This is a genomic window from Streptomyces sp. MCA2 (assembly GCF_023544705.1).
Taxonomy (GTDB): Bacteria; Actinomycetota; Actinomycetes; order Streptomycetales; family Streptomycetaceae; genus Streptomyces; species Streptomyces decoyicus.
This window is the reverse complement of the sequence record NZ_JAMJFM010000061.1, coordinates 39,349-54,484: the sequence shown is the minus strand read 5'-3', so window position 1 is coordinate 54,484 and position 15,136 is coordinate 39,349. Positions and strand designations below refer to the sequence as shown.

Sequence of the window (15,136 nt, the reverse complement as noted above, 5' to 3'; positions counted from 1 at the left end):
CTGCCCGGACCCTGTCGGCTCCGTGGCAACTCGGAGGACACTACACGAGGGGTTGGGGTTGTTCAAACCCGTGCCTGGCAGGGGTTTACCGGGTACTTTGAGTGCATGACTACGCATGCGCTCGTACAGCAGTGGTGGCTCGCCTGACGGCGGCCGACCAGCAGCGCATGCATGACCACGGCCGCCGCTTCGGCGGCCGTTTGCGTATCTCCCTCCCGTAGCCGGCCGGCGAGGTCGGCGGTCTCGACACGCACTCAGCGCGAGTGCAGGAGTTCGGGAGAGACGGATGAACGAGATGGCGACGGTGGCCGGGGCGCGTACGCGGATCTTCAGTGGGGTGAAGCCGACGGGGCATCTGACGCTGGGGAACTACCTCGGGGCGCTGCGGCGGTGGGCCGAGGAGGACCAGCATCGCGCGCAGGCGCTGTTCTGTGTGGTGGATCTGCATGCGCTGACCGTGGAGCACGATCCGGCGCGGGTGCGGCGGCTCAGTCGGCAGGCCGCGACGCTGCTGCTGGCCACGGGGCTGGATCCGGAGGTCTGCACGGTGTTTGTGCAGAGTCACGTGGACGAGCATCTGCGGCTGTCGTATCTGATGGAGTGCACGGCCTCCGACGGGGAGATGCGGCGCATGATCCAGTACAAGGAGAAGGCCGCGGTGGAGCAGGCGCGGGGCGGGAGTGTGCGGCTGTCGCTGCTGACGTATCCGGCGCTGATGGCGGCGGACATCCTGGCGTACGGGACGCATGAGGTGCCGGTGGGGGAGGACCAGGTGCAGCACGTGGAGCTGACGCGGGATCTGGCGGTGCGGTTCAACCAGCGGTACGGGGCGACGTTCGTGGTGCCGAAGGCCACGTATCCGGCGGTGGCGGCTCGGGTGATGGATTTGCAGGATCCGGCGTCGAAGATGGGGAAGTCGCACGCCCGGACCGCGGGGATCGTCTACGTACTGGATGAGCCCGAGGTGGTGCGGAAGAAGGTGATGCGGGCGGTGACGGATTCGGGGCAGGACGTCACGTATGAGCCGGAGCAGCGTCCCGGGGTGGCGAATCTGCTGGAGGTGCTGGCCACCTGTACGGGCGGTGATCCTCAGCGGCTGGCCGGGGAGTACGACTCGTACGGCGCGTTGAAGAAGGACGTGGCGGAGGCCGTGGTGGAGACGTTGCGGCCGGTGCGGGAGCGGCATGCGGAGCTGGCCGCCGAGCCGTCGTATGTGGATGCGGTGCTGCGGCGGGGTGCGGAGCGGGCGCGCTCGCTGGCCAGGCCGCGGGTGGATGCGGCGTTCGAGGCGGTGGGGCTGCTGCCCGCGGGATGAAGGCCGGTGGTCCGGTCCGGGGGCGCGGTGTGCGGCGCGCCCCCGGGGCGGGTCTTCGGTCAGCCGTTGCCGGAGGCCAGTTCGCGGCTGCGGTCGCGGGCGGCTTCCAGGGCGGCGATGAGGGCGGCGCGTACGCCGTGGTTTTCGAGTTCCCGGATGGCGTTGATGGTGGTGCCGGCCGGGGACGTGACGTTCTCGCGGAGCTTGACGGGGTGTTCGCCGCTGTCGCGGAGCATCACGGCGGCGCCGATGGCGGCCTGGACGATGAGGTCGTGGGCCTTGTCGCGGGGCAGGCCGAGGAGGATGCCGGCGTCGGTCATGGCCTCGACGAGGAAGTAGAAGTACGCCGGGCCGGAGCCGGAGAGCGCGGTGCAGGCGTCCTGCTGGGACTCCGGGACGCGGAGGGACTTGCCGACGCCGGAGAAGATCTCCTCGGCGCGGGTGAGGTGCGCGCCGGTGGCGTGGGTGCCGGCGGAGATGACGGACATCGCCTCGTCGACGAGGGCGGGGGTGTTCGTCATGACCCGTACGACGGGGGTGCCGGCGGCCAGGCGTTCCTCGAAGTAGGAGGTGGGGATGCCGGCGGCGCCGCTGATGACCAGGCGGTCGGCGGGGACGTGCGGGGCCAGCTCGGTGAGCAGGGCGCCCATGTCCTGGGGTTTGACGGTGAGGATGAGGGTGTCGGCGGACTTCGCGGCCTCGGCGTTGCTGACCGCTTCGACGCCGTAGCGGTCGTGCAGCTGCTCCGCGCGTTCCGGGCGGCGGGCGGTGACCAGGAGGTCGGAGGGTGCCCAGCCGCCTCGGATCATTCCGCTGAGCAGGGCTTCGCCGATTTTTCCGGTGCCGAGTACGGCGACCTTCTGGGTCATGCTGCGGTTCACCTCGCCGTGGTGCGTGCCTGGTCGGTTCTCCCGTCATCCTCGCACTTGGGGACGCGGGGCGCCGGGGCGTATCGAGGGCCGGGACGGTGTCACGTCGTACGGCGGCGGAGGGTGGCGGCACCGAGGGCGAGGACCAGGAGGGCGCAGCCGGTGACGATGACGGTGTCGCGGACGAAGTCGCCGGTGATGTCGGGGTGTTCGAGGACCTCGTTCATGCCGTCGACGGCGTAGGACATCGGGAGGACGTCGGAGAGTGCCTCCAGGGCCGGCTGCATGGTGTCGCGCGGGGTGAACAGGCCGCAGAGCAGGAGCTGGGGCATCAGGACGGCGGGCATGAACTGGACGGCCTGGAATTCGGAGGCGGCGAAGGCCGAGACGAACAGGCCGAGGGCGGTGCCGAGGAGGGCGTCCAGGACGGCGACGAGCAGCAGCAGCCAGGGGGAGCCGGTGATGTCGAGGCCGAGGACCCAGACGGAGAGGGCCGTGGCGAGGGCCGACTGGACGATCGCCAGCAGGCCGAAGGCCAGGGCGTAGCCGCTGATCAGGTCGGCCTTGCCGAGGGGCATGGCGAGCAGGCGTTCCAGGGTGCCCGAGGTCCGCTCGCGGAGGGTGGCGATGGAGGTGACCAGGAACATCGTGATCATCGGGAAGATGCCGAGGAGCGAGGCGCCGATGCTGTTGAAGGTCTCGGGGCGGGCGTCGAAGACGTAGCGCAGCAGGGCGATCATCACGCACGGGACGACGAGCATCAGCGCGATGGTGCGCGGATCGTGGCGCAGCTGGCGCAGGACCCGGGCGGCGGTGGCCAGGGTGCGGGACGGGGACAGCGGGGCGGCGGTGGAGTGCGGTGCGCCGGCGGCGGGCGGGGCGGTGCCGGGGAGAGGGGCGGTGGTCATCGCGCTGACTCCTTGGGGGTGGTGCGGGCGGCGGCCGGCTCCGCCGGGCGGCCCGCGGCCCCGGCCTCGTCGACCAGATGGAGGAAGGCGGCCTCGACGGTGGGGGAGCCCGTCCGGTCACGGAGCGCGTCGGGTGCGCCGTCGGCGAGGATGCGGCCCTCGCGCATCAGGAGCAGCCGGTGGCAGCGCTCGGCCTCGTCCATGACGTGCGAGGAGACGAGGAGGGTGGTGCCGCGGTCGGTGGCGAGGGTGTGGAAGAGCTGCCACAGGTCGCGGCGGAGGACGGGGTCCAGGCCGACGGTGGGTTCGTCGAGGACGAGGAGTTCCGGGGCGCCGAGCAGGGCCACCGCGAGGGAGACCCGGCTGCGCTGGCCGCCGGAGAGGTTGCCGGCGAGGGCGTCGGCGCGGGCGGTGAGGTCGACGTCCTCGATGACGCGGGTGACGCTCTCGCGGCGGCGGGCGCGGGCGGCCCGGCCGGGGTGCAGGACGGCGGCGAAGTAGTCGAGGTTCTGGCGGACGGTGAGGTCGTCGTAGACGGACGGGTCCTGGGTGACATAGCCGATGCGGGGGCGCAGCCGGGGGTCGCCCGCGGGCCGGCCGAGGACGTCGAGGGTGCCGGTGACCTTGGCCTGGGTGCCGACGATGGCGCGCATCAGGGTGGATTTGCCGCAGCCGGAGGGGCCGAGGAGGCCGGTGATGCGGCCGCGGGGCACGTCGAAGGCGAGGGCGTCGAGGACGGTGCGGCCGCCTCGGGCGACGGTGAGGTCGTGGGCGTGGACGGCGGGATCATCGGGATCACGGCCATAATTCATCATGCGATGAATAGTGCTCCGGGCGGGGTGGGGCGTCAACCGTCCGGACGGGACGGGTCGGGGAGAAGTGAGTGACGAGGCGGCATCGGGCGGGCGGGGAGGGTGGGCCGCGTGGGTCCGATGGGCCATTGCGGTGACAAGGCGGCGGAAGGGGGTGCGGAGGGGGCGCACCGGGGAGCCGTATGGGCACCGGCGGGCGCCTGGAGCGAAGGGAACCGGCCGTTCCTGGTCGATAACTCCGCGTTTACAGGGTGGTTACATACCGAGTTGCGGTCCTGCGTGTCCGCTTGGACACAATGGGGTGACCTGTCCAGCCGCACCGGAAGGGGCGACGATGGCGAAGATCCGGGTCGGCGCTCTCGGCCGGTTCCTGTTGATCGTCGTGGCCGTCGTACTGGCCCTGCCGGCCCTCGCCGAGGGCGCCTACGGACAGAGCCCGGCGGCCGCCCCGGCCGCGAACGGCGCCACCCGTGCCGGTTCCGCGGGCACCACGACCACGGATTCGGACACCTCGGAGCACCCGGAATCCGGCAGTGACCGCTGTCAGCCGCGCCGCGGCGGGCGTTCCACGGCCACGGTGTCCGCACCTCCCCCGCCGCTCACGACCGTGTCGACCGCCGGCCGGGAACGGACCGACGGCGGGCTGCGGGTGACCGTCCCGCTGACCGGCCGGCAGGCCGTCCCCCTGTCGAGATCCGGCGAACTGCCGGTCCATCACCTCGTTTTCCGCTGCTGAGAGCTGAGAGCTGCCCCCAAGGGCCTCCCCCGGCCCGCGCATCCGACGGATCCAGCCGTCAACCCCCTTCATGGCGCGCGCCTCGTGGCGCCGCGCGGCAGCAGGTGAGCGCCGGCGGCAGAGCGCCGGTCACCGGCCGGCTGCCCGCGCCGCTCCGCGTCCGCTCGTGCGTATCCGTGCGTCCCGTGCGTACCCGTGCGCGCCACCGCATCTCGCACTCGCTGGAGGCATCCTCATGCGTAGGTTCCGTGTTGTCCGACTTCGCGCGTTCCGGCCGTCCATACCGTCACGGCAGTCACTGTCGCTCTGGCGCGCCGATGTCACCGCGTCGCTCGTCGTCTTTCTCGTCGCCGTCCCGTTGTGTGTCGGGGTGGCCGTCGCGTCCGGGGTGCCGGCCGAACTCGGGCTGGTCACCGGGATCGTCGGCGGGCTGCTCACCGGGTTACTCCCCGGCAGCAGCCTCCAGGTCAGCGGCCCGGCCGCGGGGCTGACCGTGCTGGTCTACGAGGCCGTGCAGGAGTACGGGCTCGGCACGCTGGGCGCGCTGGTGCTGATCGCCGGGGTGCTTCAGCTGGCCATGGGGGCGCTGCGCCTGGGGCGCTGGTTCCGGGCCATTTCCGTGTCGGTCGTCCAGGGGATGCTGGCGGGGATCGGACTGGTGCTGATCGCCGGGCAGTTGTACGCCCTGGCGGATGCCAAGGCGCCCGGCAGCGGGCCCGCGAATCTGGGCGGGCTGCCGAAACTCGCGGTGGACACCGCCGTGTCCGGCACCGCGCCGGCCGCGCTGGCGGTGGGCGTGGGCACCATCGCGGTGCTGGTGCTGTGGCCGAAGTGGCGGCGGGCGGCGCGGGTGGTGCCGGCGCCGCTGGTGGCGGTGGCGCTGGCGACGGCCGTGGTGTTCGTGCTGGATCTGCCGGTGGCCCGGGTCGAGGTGGCGGGCCTGCTGCACGTCGTCCAGCCGCCGGGCGGCGCGGACTTCCTGCGGCTGGTGGAGGCGGGGGCGGTGGCCGGTGCGCTGGGCACCGTGCTGGCGTTCACCCTGATCGCGTCGGCGGAGTCGCTGTTCAGCGCGGCCGCGGTGGACCGGCTGCACGACGGGCCGAAGACCGCGTACGACAAGGAGCTGATGGCGCAGGGCGCGGGCAACACCGTCTGCGGGCTGCTGGGCGCGCTGCCGATGACCGCGGTGATCGTCCGCAGCGCCGCGAATGTGCACGCCGGGGCGCGGACGAAGGCCTCGCGGGTGCTGCACGGGGTGTGGCTGCTGGTCTTCGCGGCGGCGGTGCCGGCGGCGCTGGGGGTGGTGCCGCTCGCGTCGCTGGCCGGCGTACTGGTGCATGCGGGCAGCAAGTTGATCCCGGTGAAGCAGTGGCTTCCGCTGTGGCGGGAGCACCGGGGTGAGGCCGTGGTGCTGGCCGCGACGGCGGTGGCGATCGTGGCCACCAACATGTTCGAGGGGGTGCTGCTGGGGCTGCTGATGGCCATTGCCAAGTCGGCCTGGGAGACCTCGCACGTGCACCTGGAGATCACCGGGCTGGACGAGCCGGCGGCACCCGCCACCGGCAAGAGCACGGCAGGACACGGGCCGGTCGTCTCGGGGCCCCGGCGCCCCATCCTCGTACGGGCCCTCGGCCACGCCACGTTCCTGCGGCTGCCGAAGCTGCTCGACCAGTTGGAGGCGCTGCCCGCGGACCGGGAGATCGAGCTGGATCTGTCCGGGCTGCGGCATCTCGACCATGCGTGTGCGGCCGCGCTCGGCAGCTGGGAGGAGCAGCGCCGCGGACCTGACGGGACCAACCGGCAGAAAACCTCGTCCATCGCCTCGTAAGACAACCTAAGCGGAAGGGACCGGCGTTGCGGCAGAAATGACCGTAGGGTCGGGGGGCCTGCGCCCGCCGACCCTTGGAGTGCTGTGAACCGCCGGCCCTTCCGCTCCTGCGGTGCGACCGCCGCCCTGTCCGTCGCCCTGCTGCTCTCCTCGTGCGCCGGCGACGCCATGGGCGTCCGGGGGGCGGCGGGCGGCGGCTCGGCGGGCGACCCGCTCTTCCCGGCGCTCGGCAACGGCGGCTACCAGGTGCGCCACTACGGGCTCGATCTCGCCTACGACGTGAAGAAGAAGCACCTGGACGCGACCGCCGAGATCACCGCCGAGGCCACGAAGGACCTGCGGTCCTTCCAGCTCGATCTGCAAGGGCTGCGGGTGTCGGACGTGCGGGTCGACGGCAAGGACGCCGCGTTCTCCCGTAAGGGGCACAAGCTGATCGTCCGGCCGGCCACCGGTCTCCGCAAGGGCGCGGACTTCCGTACGCGTGTCAACTACGGCGGCACACCACAGGAGTTGAAGGACCCGGACGGATCCCGGGAGGGCTGGGTCAAGACCGCCGACGGGGCCTTCGTGTCGGGTGAGCCCGCCGGGTCCATGACGTGGTTCCCCGGCAACAACCACCCCGCCGACAAGGCGACCTACGACTTCGAGATCACCGTGCCGAAGGGCTATACCGCCGTCGCCAACGGGGAGTTGCGGTCGGAGAGGACGGCCAAGGGCCGCACCACCTTCGAGTGGCACAACGGGCAGCCCATGGCCAGTTACCTCGCCACCGCCGGCATCGGCAGGTTCGATGTCAGCAGGTCCCGTACGCCCGACGGGCTGCCGCTGTATGTCGCGGTGGATCCGGCGGAGGCCAAGGCGAGCAGGAAGCCGCTGGAGCGGCTGCCGGAGATCGTGAAGTGGGAGAGCGGGCTGTTCGGCCCCTATCCCTTCTCCTCCGCCGGCGCGATCGTCGATCGCACACCGGCCCGGATCACCTGGATCGCGCTGGAGTCCCAGACCAAGCCGGTCTACGCCGGGGCGCCGGACACCTCGACCGTGGTGCACGAGATGGCCCATCAGTGGTTCGGCGACTCGGTGACGCCGAAGACCTGGAAGGACACCTGGCTCAACGAGGGCTTCGCGACCTACGCCGAGTGGCTGTGGGAGGAGCGCGAGGGCGGCAAGACCCCGCAGCAGCAGTTCGACGCGCTCTACGAGGACAAGACGGACGCCAGGCGCTGGGACTTCCCGCCGGGCGATCCGGGCACACCGGAGAATGTGACCGCGCCGCCCGTCTACGAGCGGGGCGCGATGCTGCTCCAGCAGCTGCGGAACGCCGTCGGCGACAAGACCTTCTTCAAGATCCTCAAGGAGTGGCCCGCCAAGTACCGCTACTCCAATGCCGACTCGAAGGAATTCATCGCCTTCTGCCAGGCGCGCACGGACGTGGACCTGACCGAGCTGTTCGATGAGTGGCTGTACGGCAAGGGGAAGCCGAAGAAGGTGTACTGAGACCGGAGCAGGTGTACTGACGGGCCATTCCGCCGTTACGTCGTCGACGACGGGACGGCGGGCCGCAGGGTGACCGTCAGGTCGAGCGCGTAGGCCTCCTCGACGATGGCGTCCGGGAAGACGTCCAGCAGGGCGGACCGCTCGTCCGCCAGGACGGGGGCCGCGGCCGCCGGGCCGATGGCGGAGAAGTACGAGCGGCTGCCGAGCATCGCGAGGTGGGTGTCGAGGGGGACCCGCCGGGTCCAGCGCAGGACACGGGAGGCGGGGCGCAGGCCGAGGCCGAGCCCGCGGATCAGGTCGGGAGTCTCCTGCGAGACGCCGTGGTCGTGGTACTCGGGCAGCCGCCGGGCGATCCGGGCCTCCTGTTCGGCGGCCCAGCCGACGTCCGGATCGGGGATGTTCCACCACAGCGCGAGCGCACCGCCCGGCCGCAGCACCCTCATCGCCTCCGGGACGGAGCGGGCCGGGTCCGTCCAGTGCCAGGCCTGCGCGTACCCGACGAGGTCGAAGCCCGCGTCGTCGGGGAAGGGCAGCGCCTCTCCGAGGGCACGGACGAGCGGGCTGGCGGGGTGGGCGGCACGCAGCTCGGCGGCCATGGCGGAGCCCGGCTCCACGGCGGTGACCCGCGCCCCGCGCCCGGTGAGCAGCCCGGTCGCGATGCCGGTCCCGGCACCGACGTCCAGCACCCGCGCCCCCGTCAGCGACTGCCCGGCCAGCTCCTCGATCGCGTCGAAGAGGGCCGGCGGATAGCCGGGGCGGGCGGCGGCGTACTGGGCGGCCACCGCGTCGAAGGACCGGGCGAGGGTGGCCTGGGCCGGGGTCCGGGAGGGCTCGGCGGGCGGTGGCGGCCCGGCCGGTAAGGGCAGTTGCTCCTGCGGGGTTCCGTGCGGCATACGGCTCATCCTGGCCGAGGACGCGGGTGTGCGGAGGGGCTTGGGAGGTTTTCCCAGGCGGGGAGGTGTCCCCAAGCGGGGAGGTGTTCCCGGGCAGGGGGCCCCACGACGACGGCCCGGTACGCGAACGACCGACCGCCGGCCGGTTCAGCGGCCCTTCTTGGACCGGGGCTTCTTGGCGGCCGGATTGCCGGTACGGGCGCCGCGGCGGCGCTCGTGGCGCTCACGGGCCGCGGCGTACTCGGCGCGGTACCGCTTCTCCCCCGGGGCCTCCACGAGGCTGCGGCAGAAGTAGGCGAGCAGCGAGCCGATGAAGCCGATCAGCATCAGGCCCTGGGCGGACGTGTCGGCCGCGCCCCGGGCGCCCGGATCGGGGCGGCGTACGAAGCCGTCCCAGGTGCGGCGGAAGGCCAGGGCGCTACAGACGGCGAAGCCGGCGACGACGAGGATGCCGACGAACGGGCCGACGGCGGCGATCTCCAGGCCCTGGAACGCAAAGCGCAGCACGACCGCACCGGCCGCGGCGAGCGCGAGCGAGCCCACCGCGGCACCGGCCCGGCGCAGGCCGTAGCCGCCGTCGTGGTGGACCCAGGTGGTGCCGAAGAAACGGATCTCCTCCGGCTCGGGACCGCCGTGCCCGGGACCGCCGTGCCCGGGGCCACCCCGCCCGGGGCCCCCGGGCTCCGGGCCCGGCGAGGACGTCTGCTCATCGCTCATGACGGCGATTATCCCCGGCCGGGCCCGGTGTCCGCAGGTGCGTGGGCGCCGCGCCTCAGTTGGCGCAGCGCGGCGCGACCATGCCGCTGCTGCCCGTCCGGACGTACGCATCGGAGACGTACTGGCCGGACCCGATGCAGTCCCAGATGTCCGAGGTGCCGTACGGGCCGCTGACCGACTGGCCGTGGCGCTGGCAGCGGATCTGGATACGGGCCCCCTCCGCCAGCGTGCGGACGGCCGGGTAGCTGGTGCCGGGTCCCTGGCGGACCTTGACGCGGTAGCCGGGTGCGACGGGATAGGTGAGCCCGCCGGCCGCGGCGGCGAGCACCTGCTCGCCGGCCGGTTCCACGGAGCCGAGATCGTCCTGAGTCGTCATGCTGTTCTCCCCCGTTGACGAAGCGCGTGAAGGCGCTCGTGATGATGTCCGCGACCCAATGCGGCGCGGTTCTGCCACGGCACGCTAGCAAGCCTCACTCATCTCGTACGCGCCATCGACTAGGCTCCGCGCGTCGCACCTGCGACCGAATGGCAAGGGAACAACACGGGGGTGGGAACCATGCCATCGCTGCGCAATTCCGGGGTCGGCCCGGAAGCGGAGCATCCGGAATACGCCGGCCAGTACCGCCTGGAGGCGCGGCTCGGCTCCGGCGGTATGGGCGTGGTCCACCTTGCGCGCTCGTCCTCCGGACTCCAGCTCGCGGTCAAGGTCATCCATGCCGAATTCGCCCAGGACCCGGAGTTCCGCGGGCGGTTCCGGCAGGAGGTGGCCGCCGCGCGACGGGTCAGCGGGGCCTTCACGGCACCCGTCGTGGACGCCGACCCGGACGCCGGACGCCCGTGGATGGCGACCCTCCACATTCCCGGCCCGACCCTCTCCGACCATGTGAAGCGGAACGGCCCGCTGGCGGTCGCGGAGGTGCGGCGGCTGGCCGCGGGGCTCGCCGAGGCGCTGCGCGACATCCATCGCGCGGGGGTGGTGCACCGCGATCTCAAGCCGGGAAACGTGCTGCTGGCCGCCGATGGGCCGAAAGTCATCGACTTCGGCATCTCCCGGCCGTCGGACAGCGAAATGCGCACCGAGACCGGCAAGTTGATCGGTACGCCGCCCTTCATGGCGCCCGAACAGTTCCAGCGGCCGCGCGAGGTGGGACCGGCCGCGGATGTCTTCGCGCTGGGTTCGGTCCTGGTGCATGCCGCCACCGGAAGCGGCCCGTTCGACTCGGAGAGCCCCTACATCGTCGCGTACCAGGTGGTGCACGACGACGCCGATCTGGCGGGCGTACCGGCGGAGTTGGTGCCGCTGGTCGAGAGCTGTCTGGCGAAGGACCCGGCGGACCGGCCGACGCCGGGCGCGCTGATGGAGCTGCTGCGGACGGATGCGCCGCACGGGGCACCGCCGGGGGCACCCCTGGGCGCCGCGCTGCCGGTGAGCATGCTGCCGGACGGGGTGCCACCGGGCGGTTCGTCGCCGGACACGTCGGCGGGCAGTGCGTCAGCGGGCGGTGCGGCGGCAGTTCGGATACCGGAACAGCGGCAGCGGGAGCAGCGGCAGCCGGAACAGCCCGCGCCCGAACAGGTCCCGCCGGTACGTGCCGAGGCCACCCCGCCACGTGCCGAGACGACGCACGTCCGCGTCCCCGCGCCCGTCGAGAGCCCCGCCGAGGGCACCGTCTGGAGTCCCGCCGGGAGCCCCGCCGGCGCCGGGCCCGCGGCCGCCCCCGAAGACCCCACCGACTCCCCCGCCTCCCCCGCCTCCGGCTTCCCATCCGAGCCCCGCCGCCCCGCCCGCTCCCGTACCCGTACCCGCCGCTGGCCGCTCTGGGCCGCGCTCGCCCTGGTCGTGACCGGCGCCGGGGCCTTCGCGGGCGTCCGGGCGCTGGCCCCGGGCGGGACCGGGCAGGACCCCGCCCTCCAGACCCGCCCGTCGCACCTCGGCGGCGCCGCCTTCCACCCGTGGCGGACCACGCTCGTCGAGCGCCCCACGGGCCATGACGCCGAAATGCCCTTCTGCACCGCCGGATCCGGCGCCGTCTTCTGCGGCCAGTCCGGTGTCCCGGCCGCCCGGCTCGATCCGGACACCGGCCGCCCGTCGTGGCGGCGTACGGACCACCGCTCCCAGGGCAAGAACGCCGCGAAGTACGCCGCGTCGCCGACCCCGCCGGTGCTCTCCGGCGGGCTGCTGTACGTCTTCTCCGGCGACGGCAAGAAGCTGAGCGCCCTCGACCCGTCGGCCGGCGGCAAGGGCGCCACCCGCTGGACCAAGGACCTCTCCGGATACGAGGGCGAGACCAGGATCGTCGGCAACCGCATCCTGCTGACGGCCGCGGACGGCACGGTCACCGCGCTCGACAGCACCACCCACCGGCAGCGCTGGCACAAACGCTTCCCGGGCCACCAACTGCCGCTCTTCTCCTCGTTCGGCGACCCGCACACCGCCTACGCGGCCGAGGGCACCCCCGACGGGACCGGCACCCAGGTCACCGCCATCGACCCGGCCGGCGGAAAGGTCCGCTGGTCGCGACGGCTGCCCGGGACGCTCGCCCCGGCCGGGACCGGTACGTCCGGGGCGCTCTATCTGACCGTCACCGACGCGAAGTTCACCTACCGCACCACCGCCGTCGTCCGCTACGACCCGGCCACCGGCCACACCCGGCGCCTCCCGCTGACCGCGCCGCTCGAACAGGTGGCCGCCGTGGTGCACGGCGAGTCGGTGTATCTGCTGGCCGAGGGCGGTGCGTTGCAGGCCGTCGGGGTGCGGAAATGGGACACCGAAACCTCGGTCAGCCGGGGCTCGGCACCGGTGGTCAGCGGCGGCACGCTGTATTTCACCGCGGCGGACGGACGGCTGCTGGCCGTCGACACCCACTCCGGCGGGCTGCTCGGCCAGACCCCGCCGCGGCTGGACGGCCGCCGCCACAACGGCTACCTCCAGATGCTGCCCGCGCCCCGGGTGGACGCGTCACGCGGCCGGATCTACGCGGCGGCGCCGGACGGCACGGTCTTCGCCGCCGCGACGAGGAACCCCGCCGCCTGGTGACCGCCGGGCCGCGCACCGCCCGGGGCGTGGCAGCGACAGGCACAGGCTTCCCGCCGGACTCCGGGGACGGCGGTGGCCTCGGGCCCGGCGCTGCCCTTGGTGCACCGCGTGTGCGTGCCGACATGGCACGCCGGGGAGACGTACGGGACGCGCGCGGTCACCGGGCCGCCCGGTCGAGCGCGGCGATGAGCCGGTGCGTCGTCTCCAGGTTGCAGCGCCCCAGCTCGATGAGCGGACGCGGCTGCGCGTAGCCGTACGAGACGGGGTCCACACCGAGTGACGGCAGGACGATGCCCGTCCGCTTGAGCGCGGCCGCCAGCTCGGCGCAGGCCGCCTCGGCCTCTGCCCTCTTGTCGGCCGCCGCCCGTCGTTCCTCTGTCATCAGCACCGCTCCTGTCTGTCGTTTTCCCTGCCTGGAGGACCGGAGCGCAACTACCGTGTGTGTTCCGGCCCTTACGAGAATGGGCCCGGAAAAGGCCGCGAATGCCGCTTGCGCGCCGTATTTCGCGACCACGCACCGTTAGTTCCACACCTTCCACGGAGGAGGTCGCCATGCCGCCGAGGCGAGCGGTCACCGGTCGAAGCCAGGAGCCGCGCCAGCGATTCGTGGAAGAGCTGCGATTACTGCGCGCCCAGAAGGGCGACAGCCTGCGGCAGCTGGGCGAGGTGCTGGGCTGGGACTGGTCGCTGTTCGGCAAGATGGAAGGCGGCCAGACGCTGGGCGGCCCGGAGGTGGCGCAGGCGCTGGATCAGCACTACGGGACGCCTGGTCTGCTGCTTACGCTGTGGGAGTTGGCGGCGAGTGACCCAAAGCAGTTCAAGGAGCGGTATCGGCGCTATATGACCTTGGAAGCCGAAGCGGTGAGCCTGTGGCACTTCGGAGTCAGCACCATTCACGGACTTCTACAGACGGACGAGTACGCATATGCCGTGCTCGCGGTGGGCGGCCTCAAAGGCGACGATCTGACGCGACAGGTCGATGCGCGCACAGGACGCCGTGAGTTGCTGACGGGTGATGACGCGCCCCCCTTCCGCACCGTCCTCTCCGAGGCTGTGCTGCGCACGCCGCTGGAAGATCCTGGGCAGTGGCGAAAGCAGCTTGAGTACCTGTCCGGGGCGGCCGAGCGCCCGAACCTCACCCTCCATGTACTCCCTCATGGGGCTGGGCCGCACGGCTTGGTAAGCACCGATGTGATGTTCCTGCGGCTACCGGACGGCCGCACCGTCGCCTACACGGAGAACGTCCATCGAGGTGAACTCATCGAAGAAACCAGTTCTGTTGAGCGTCTGCAACGCGCGTACGATGCGGTGCGTGACCTGGCGTTGAGCCCGGCCGAATCGCGGAAGTTCGTCATGCGGATGTTGGAGGAAGTGCCGTGCGAGCCATCGACCTGAGCACCGTGACCTGGCGCAAGAGCACGTACAGCAACCCGGACGGCGGGGCCTGCATCGAAGTCTCCGACGATCTCCTGACCACCGCCACCTGGCGCAAGTCCAGCTACAGCAACCAGGACGGCGGGGCCTGCATCGAGGTCTCCGACGACTTCCCCGCCCTCGTCCCCGTACGCGACAGCAAGGACCCCCACCGTCCGGCGCTGCTCTTCGACGCCACCGCCTGGTCGTCCTTCGTCACCGCCGTGAAGGACGGGGCGCTGCCCGGCGCCTGAGGTGCCCCCCCGGTTCCAAGAACGGGCCCCCATACCGGCCCCCGTCGCTCGCCCGCGACGGGGGCCGTCGCCGTAGCGCCGGGCGTCGGCAGCCGCCGACCGGAGTCAGCACCAGGTCGTGAGGTCGTATACGGCCCGGCAGCGGATATCGGAGACCGGTCGCCGGAAACGTTCGAGGTCGTGTGACGATGCCAGTGCCGGGAAGATCATGTCGGCGGTCCCACCGCGTGAGTCGACCTTTCCTGCCTCGTCGCGCATACAGAAGTCGAGCCCCCAGACCTCGCCGGTCTCCGTCCACCTGACGTAGTACCGGACGTACCGCTCGTCGACGAGCATGAAGCCGAGGAGGCGCCACTCCCCCTCGCCTGCTTCCTCTTCCGCGTCTTCGGAAAGGGGCGCCGGGTCATTCGCCGAACCGAGGGAAAGCAGCGGTAGGTACACCGCATCCGCCAAGGTGAGGGGCGGGGCATCGACGGTATGGAGGAAGTGACGCCGGGCGTCGCGTACAGGTACCGCGAATGCTTCGTCAGAGAAGGGCGGACCCAGAGCCTCGCGCTGGGCGATGCACGCGCGTAGTGCGGCGACGAAGTGATCGTGGGGGATTTCCTCGCCGTCATCGTCCAGCAGCGGGATCTCCAGGGCGTAGGTGGAGCCGAGGTCTTGGCCGTCCCACAGGACGACTCTCGCACCGCGATCCACTTCTGTCGGTGGGAGCAGCCCCCGCAGCAGATGCGAACCGGGCGTCAAAGGGGAGGCCACGAATTCTCGCAGCCTCCCCAACAGGCCTTCCAGGAGAACGTCGCGCGGGGTGCGGCCGGCGGTGGGGTCGTCCTCAACCACGGTGCTCGATTCTCCCTGGG

The 15,136-nt window shown here is 72.1% G+C and carries 15 protein-coding genes; 7 read left to right on the top strand and 8 right to left on the bottom strand.

The genetic code is table 11. From position 1 onward, the window contains the following. Positions 1 to 286 precede the first annotated feature (286 nt). On the top strand, positions 287 to 1,315 hold the full coding sequence (gene trpS, locus M8I34_RS35205; RefSeq protein WP_250056744.1) for a tryptophan--tRNA ligase: 1,029 nt from the start codon (positions 287 to 289) through the stop codon (positions 1,313 to 1,315). Positions 1,316 to 1,374: 59 nt separating this feature from the next. On the opposite strand, the gene proC is transcribed toward trpS, so the two are convergent. From proC to M8I34_RS35190, 3 genes are all read right to left on the bottom strand, one after another. Continuing rightward, the gene (proC, locus tag M8I34_RS35200) at positions 1,375 to 2,184 is read right to left on the bottom strand and encodes a pyrroline-5-carboxylate reductase (RefSeq protein ID WP_030992491.1); all 810 of its coding nucleotides are present in this window, start codon (positions 2,182 to 2,184) and stop codon (positions 1,375 to 1,377) included. Positions 2,185 to 2,285: 101 nt separating this feature from the next. Beyond that, positions 2,286 to 3,092: an ABC transporter permease gene (locus M8I34_RS35195; RefSeq protein WP_250056740.1), complete on the bottom strand. Its 807-nt coding sequence runs from the start codon at positions 3,090 to 3,092 to the stop codon at positions 2,286 to 2,288. After that, on the bottom strand, positions 3,089 to 3,907 hold the full coding sequence (locus M8I34_RS35190) for an ABC transporter ATP-binding protein (RefSeq protein WP_250056737.1): 819 nt from the start codon (positions 3,905 to 3,907) through the stop codon (positions 3,089 to 3,091). The genes M8I34_RS35195 and M8I34_RS35190 overlap by 4 nt, the downstream gene beginning before the upstream one ends. 331 nt (positions 3,908 to 4,238) lie before the next feature. On the opposite strand from M8I34_RS35190, the gene M8I34_RS35185 reads away from it, so the two are divergent. The 3 genes from M8I34_RS35185 to M8I34_RS35175 all read left to right on the top strand — a co-directional run bounded on the left by M8I34_RS35185 (position 4,239) and on the right by M8I34_RS35175 (position 7,962). Beyond that, entirely contained in the window at positions 4,239 to 4,640 is a 402-nt protein-coding gene (locus M8I34_RS35185; RefSeq protein ID WP_250056735.1) for a hypothetical protein, read from the top strand. 235 nt (positions 4,641 to 4,875) lie between these two features. After that, positions 4,876 to 6,468, top strand: coding sequence for a SulP family inorganic anion transporter (locus M8I34_RS35180; RefSeq protein ID WP_250056733.1), 1,593 nt, complete (start codon positions 4,876 to 4,878; stop codon positions 6,466 to 6,468). 84 nt (positions 6,469 to 6,552) lie between these two features. Continuing rightward, positions 6,553 to 7,962, top strand: coding sequence for a M1 family metallopeptidase (locus M8I34_RS35175; protein WP_250056731.1), 1,410 nt, complete (start codon positions 6,553 to 6,555; stop codon positions 7,960 to 7,962). 35 nt (positions 7,963 to 7,997) lie between these two features. Here the strand turns inward: M8I34_RS35175 and M8I34_RS35170 are convergent, their stop codons facing one another. The 3 genes from M8I34_RS35170 to M8I34_RS35160 form a co-directional block, all read right to left on the bottom strand. Continuing rightward, positions 7,998 to 8,855 carry a class I SAM-dependent methyltransferase gene (locus M8I34_RS35170; RefSeq protein ID WP_250056730.1) on the bottom strand — a complete coding sequence of 286 codons (858 nt, stop codon included), beginning with the start codon at positions 8,853 to 8,855 and terminating at the stop codon, positions 7,998 to 8,000. 147 nt (positions 8,856 to 9,002) lie between these two features. After that, the gene (locus tag M8I34_RS35165) at positions 9,003 to 9,572 is read right to left on the bottom strand and encodes a hypothetical protein (RefSeq protein ID WP_250056728.1); all 570 of its coding nucleotides are present in this window, start codon (positions 9,570 to 9,572) and stop codon (positions 9,003 to 9,005) included. Between the two features lie 55 nt (positions 9,573 to 9,627). Further along, complete coding sequence (locus M8I34_RS35160; protein ID WP_250056727.1) at positions 9,628 to 9,948, bottom strand: peptidase; 321 nt, start codon at positions 9,946 to 9,948, stop codon at positions 9,628 to 9,630. A 180-nt stretch (positions 9,949 to 10,128) separates the two neighbouring features. Between M8I34_RS35160 and M8I34_RS35155 the strand changes: the two genes are divergently transcribed. After that, the gene (locus tag M8I34_RS35155; protein WP_250056726.1) at positions 10,129 to 12,609 is read left to right on the top strand and encodes a serine/threonine-protein kinase; all 2,481 of its coding nucleotides are present in this window, start codon (positions 10,129 to 10,131) and stop codon (positions 12,607 to 12,609) included. A gap of 157 nt (positions 12,610 to 12,766) precedes the next feature. Here M8I34_RS35155 and M8I34_RS35150 read toward each other — a convergent pair whose 3' ends face one another. Further along, positions 12,767 to 12,991, bottom strand: coding sequence for a hypothetical protein (locus M8I34_RS35150; RefSeq protein ID WP_250056725.1), 225 nt, complete (start codon positions 12,989 to 12,991; stop codon positions 12,767 to 12,769). 170 nt (positions 12,992 to 13,161) lie between these two features. Between M8I34_RS35150 and M8I34_RS35145 the strand changes: the two genes are divergently transcribed. Then, positions 13,162 to 14,004 carry a helix-turn-helix transcriptional regulator gene (locus M8I34_RS35145; RefSeq protein WP_250056724.1) on the top strand — a complete coding sequence of 281 codons (843 nt, stop codon included), beginning with the start codon at positions 13,162 to 13,164 and terminating at the stop codon, positions 14,002 to 14,004. Beyond that, entirely contained in the window at positions 13,986 to 14,276 is a 291-nt protein-coding gene (locus M8I34_RS35140; RefSeq protein WP_250056723.1) for a DUF397 domain-containing protein, read from the top strand. Before M8I34_RS35145 ends, M8I34_RS35140 begins: the two co-directional genes overlap by 19 nt. 105 nt (positions 14,277 to 14,381) lie before the next feature. Here the strand turns inward: M8I34_RS35140 and M8I34_RS35135 are convergent, their stop codons facing one another. After that, positions 14,382 to 15,116, bottom strand: coding sequence for a hypothetical protein (locus M8I34_RS35135; protein ID WP_250056722.1), 735 nt, complete (start codon positions 15,114 to 15,116; stop codon positions 14,382 to 14,384). Between the last annotated feature and the right edge of the window lie 20 nt (positions 15,117 to 15,136).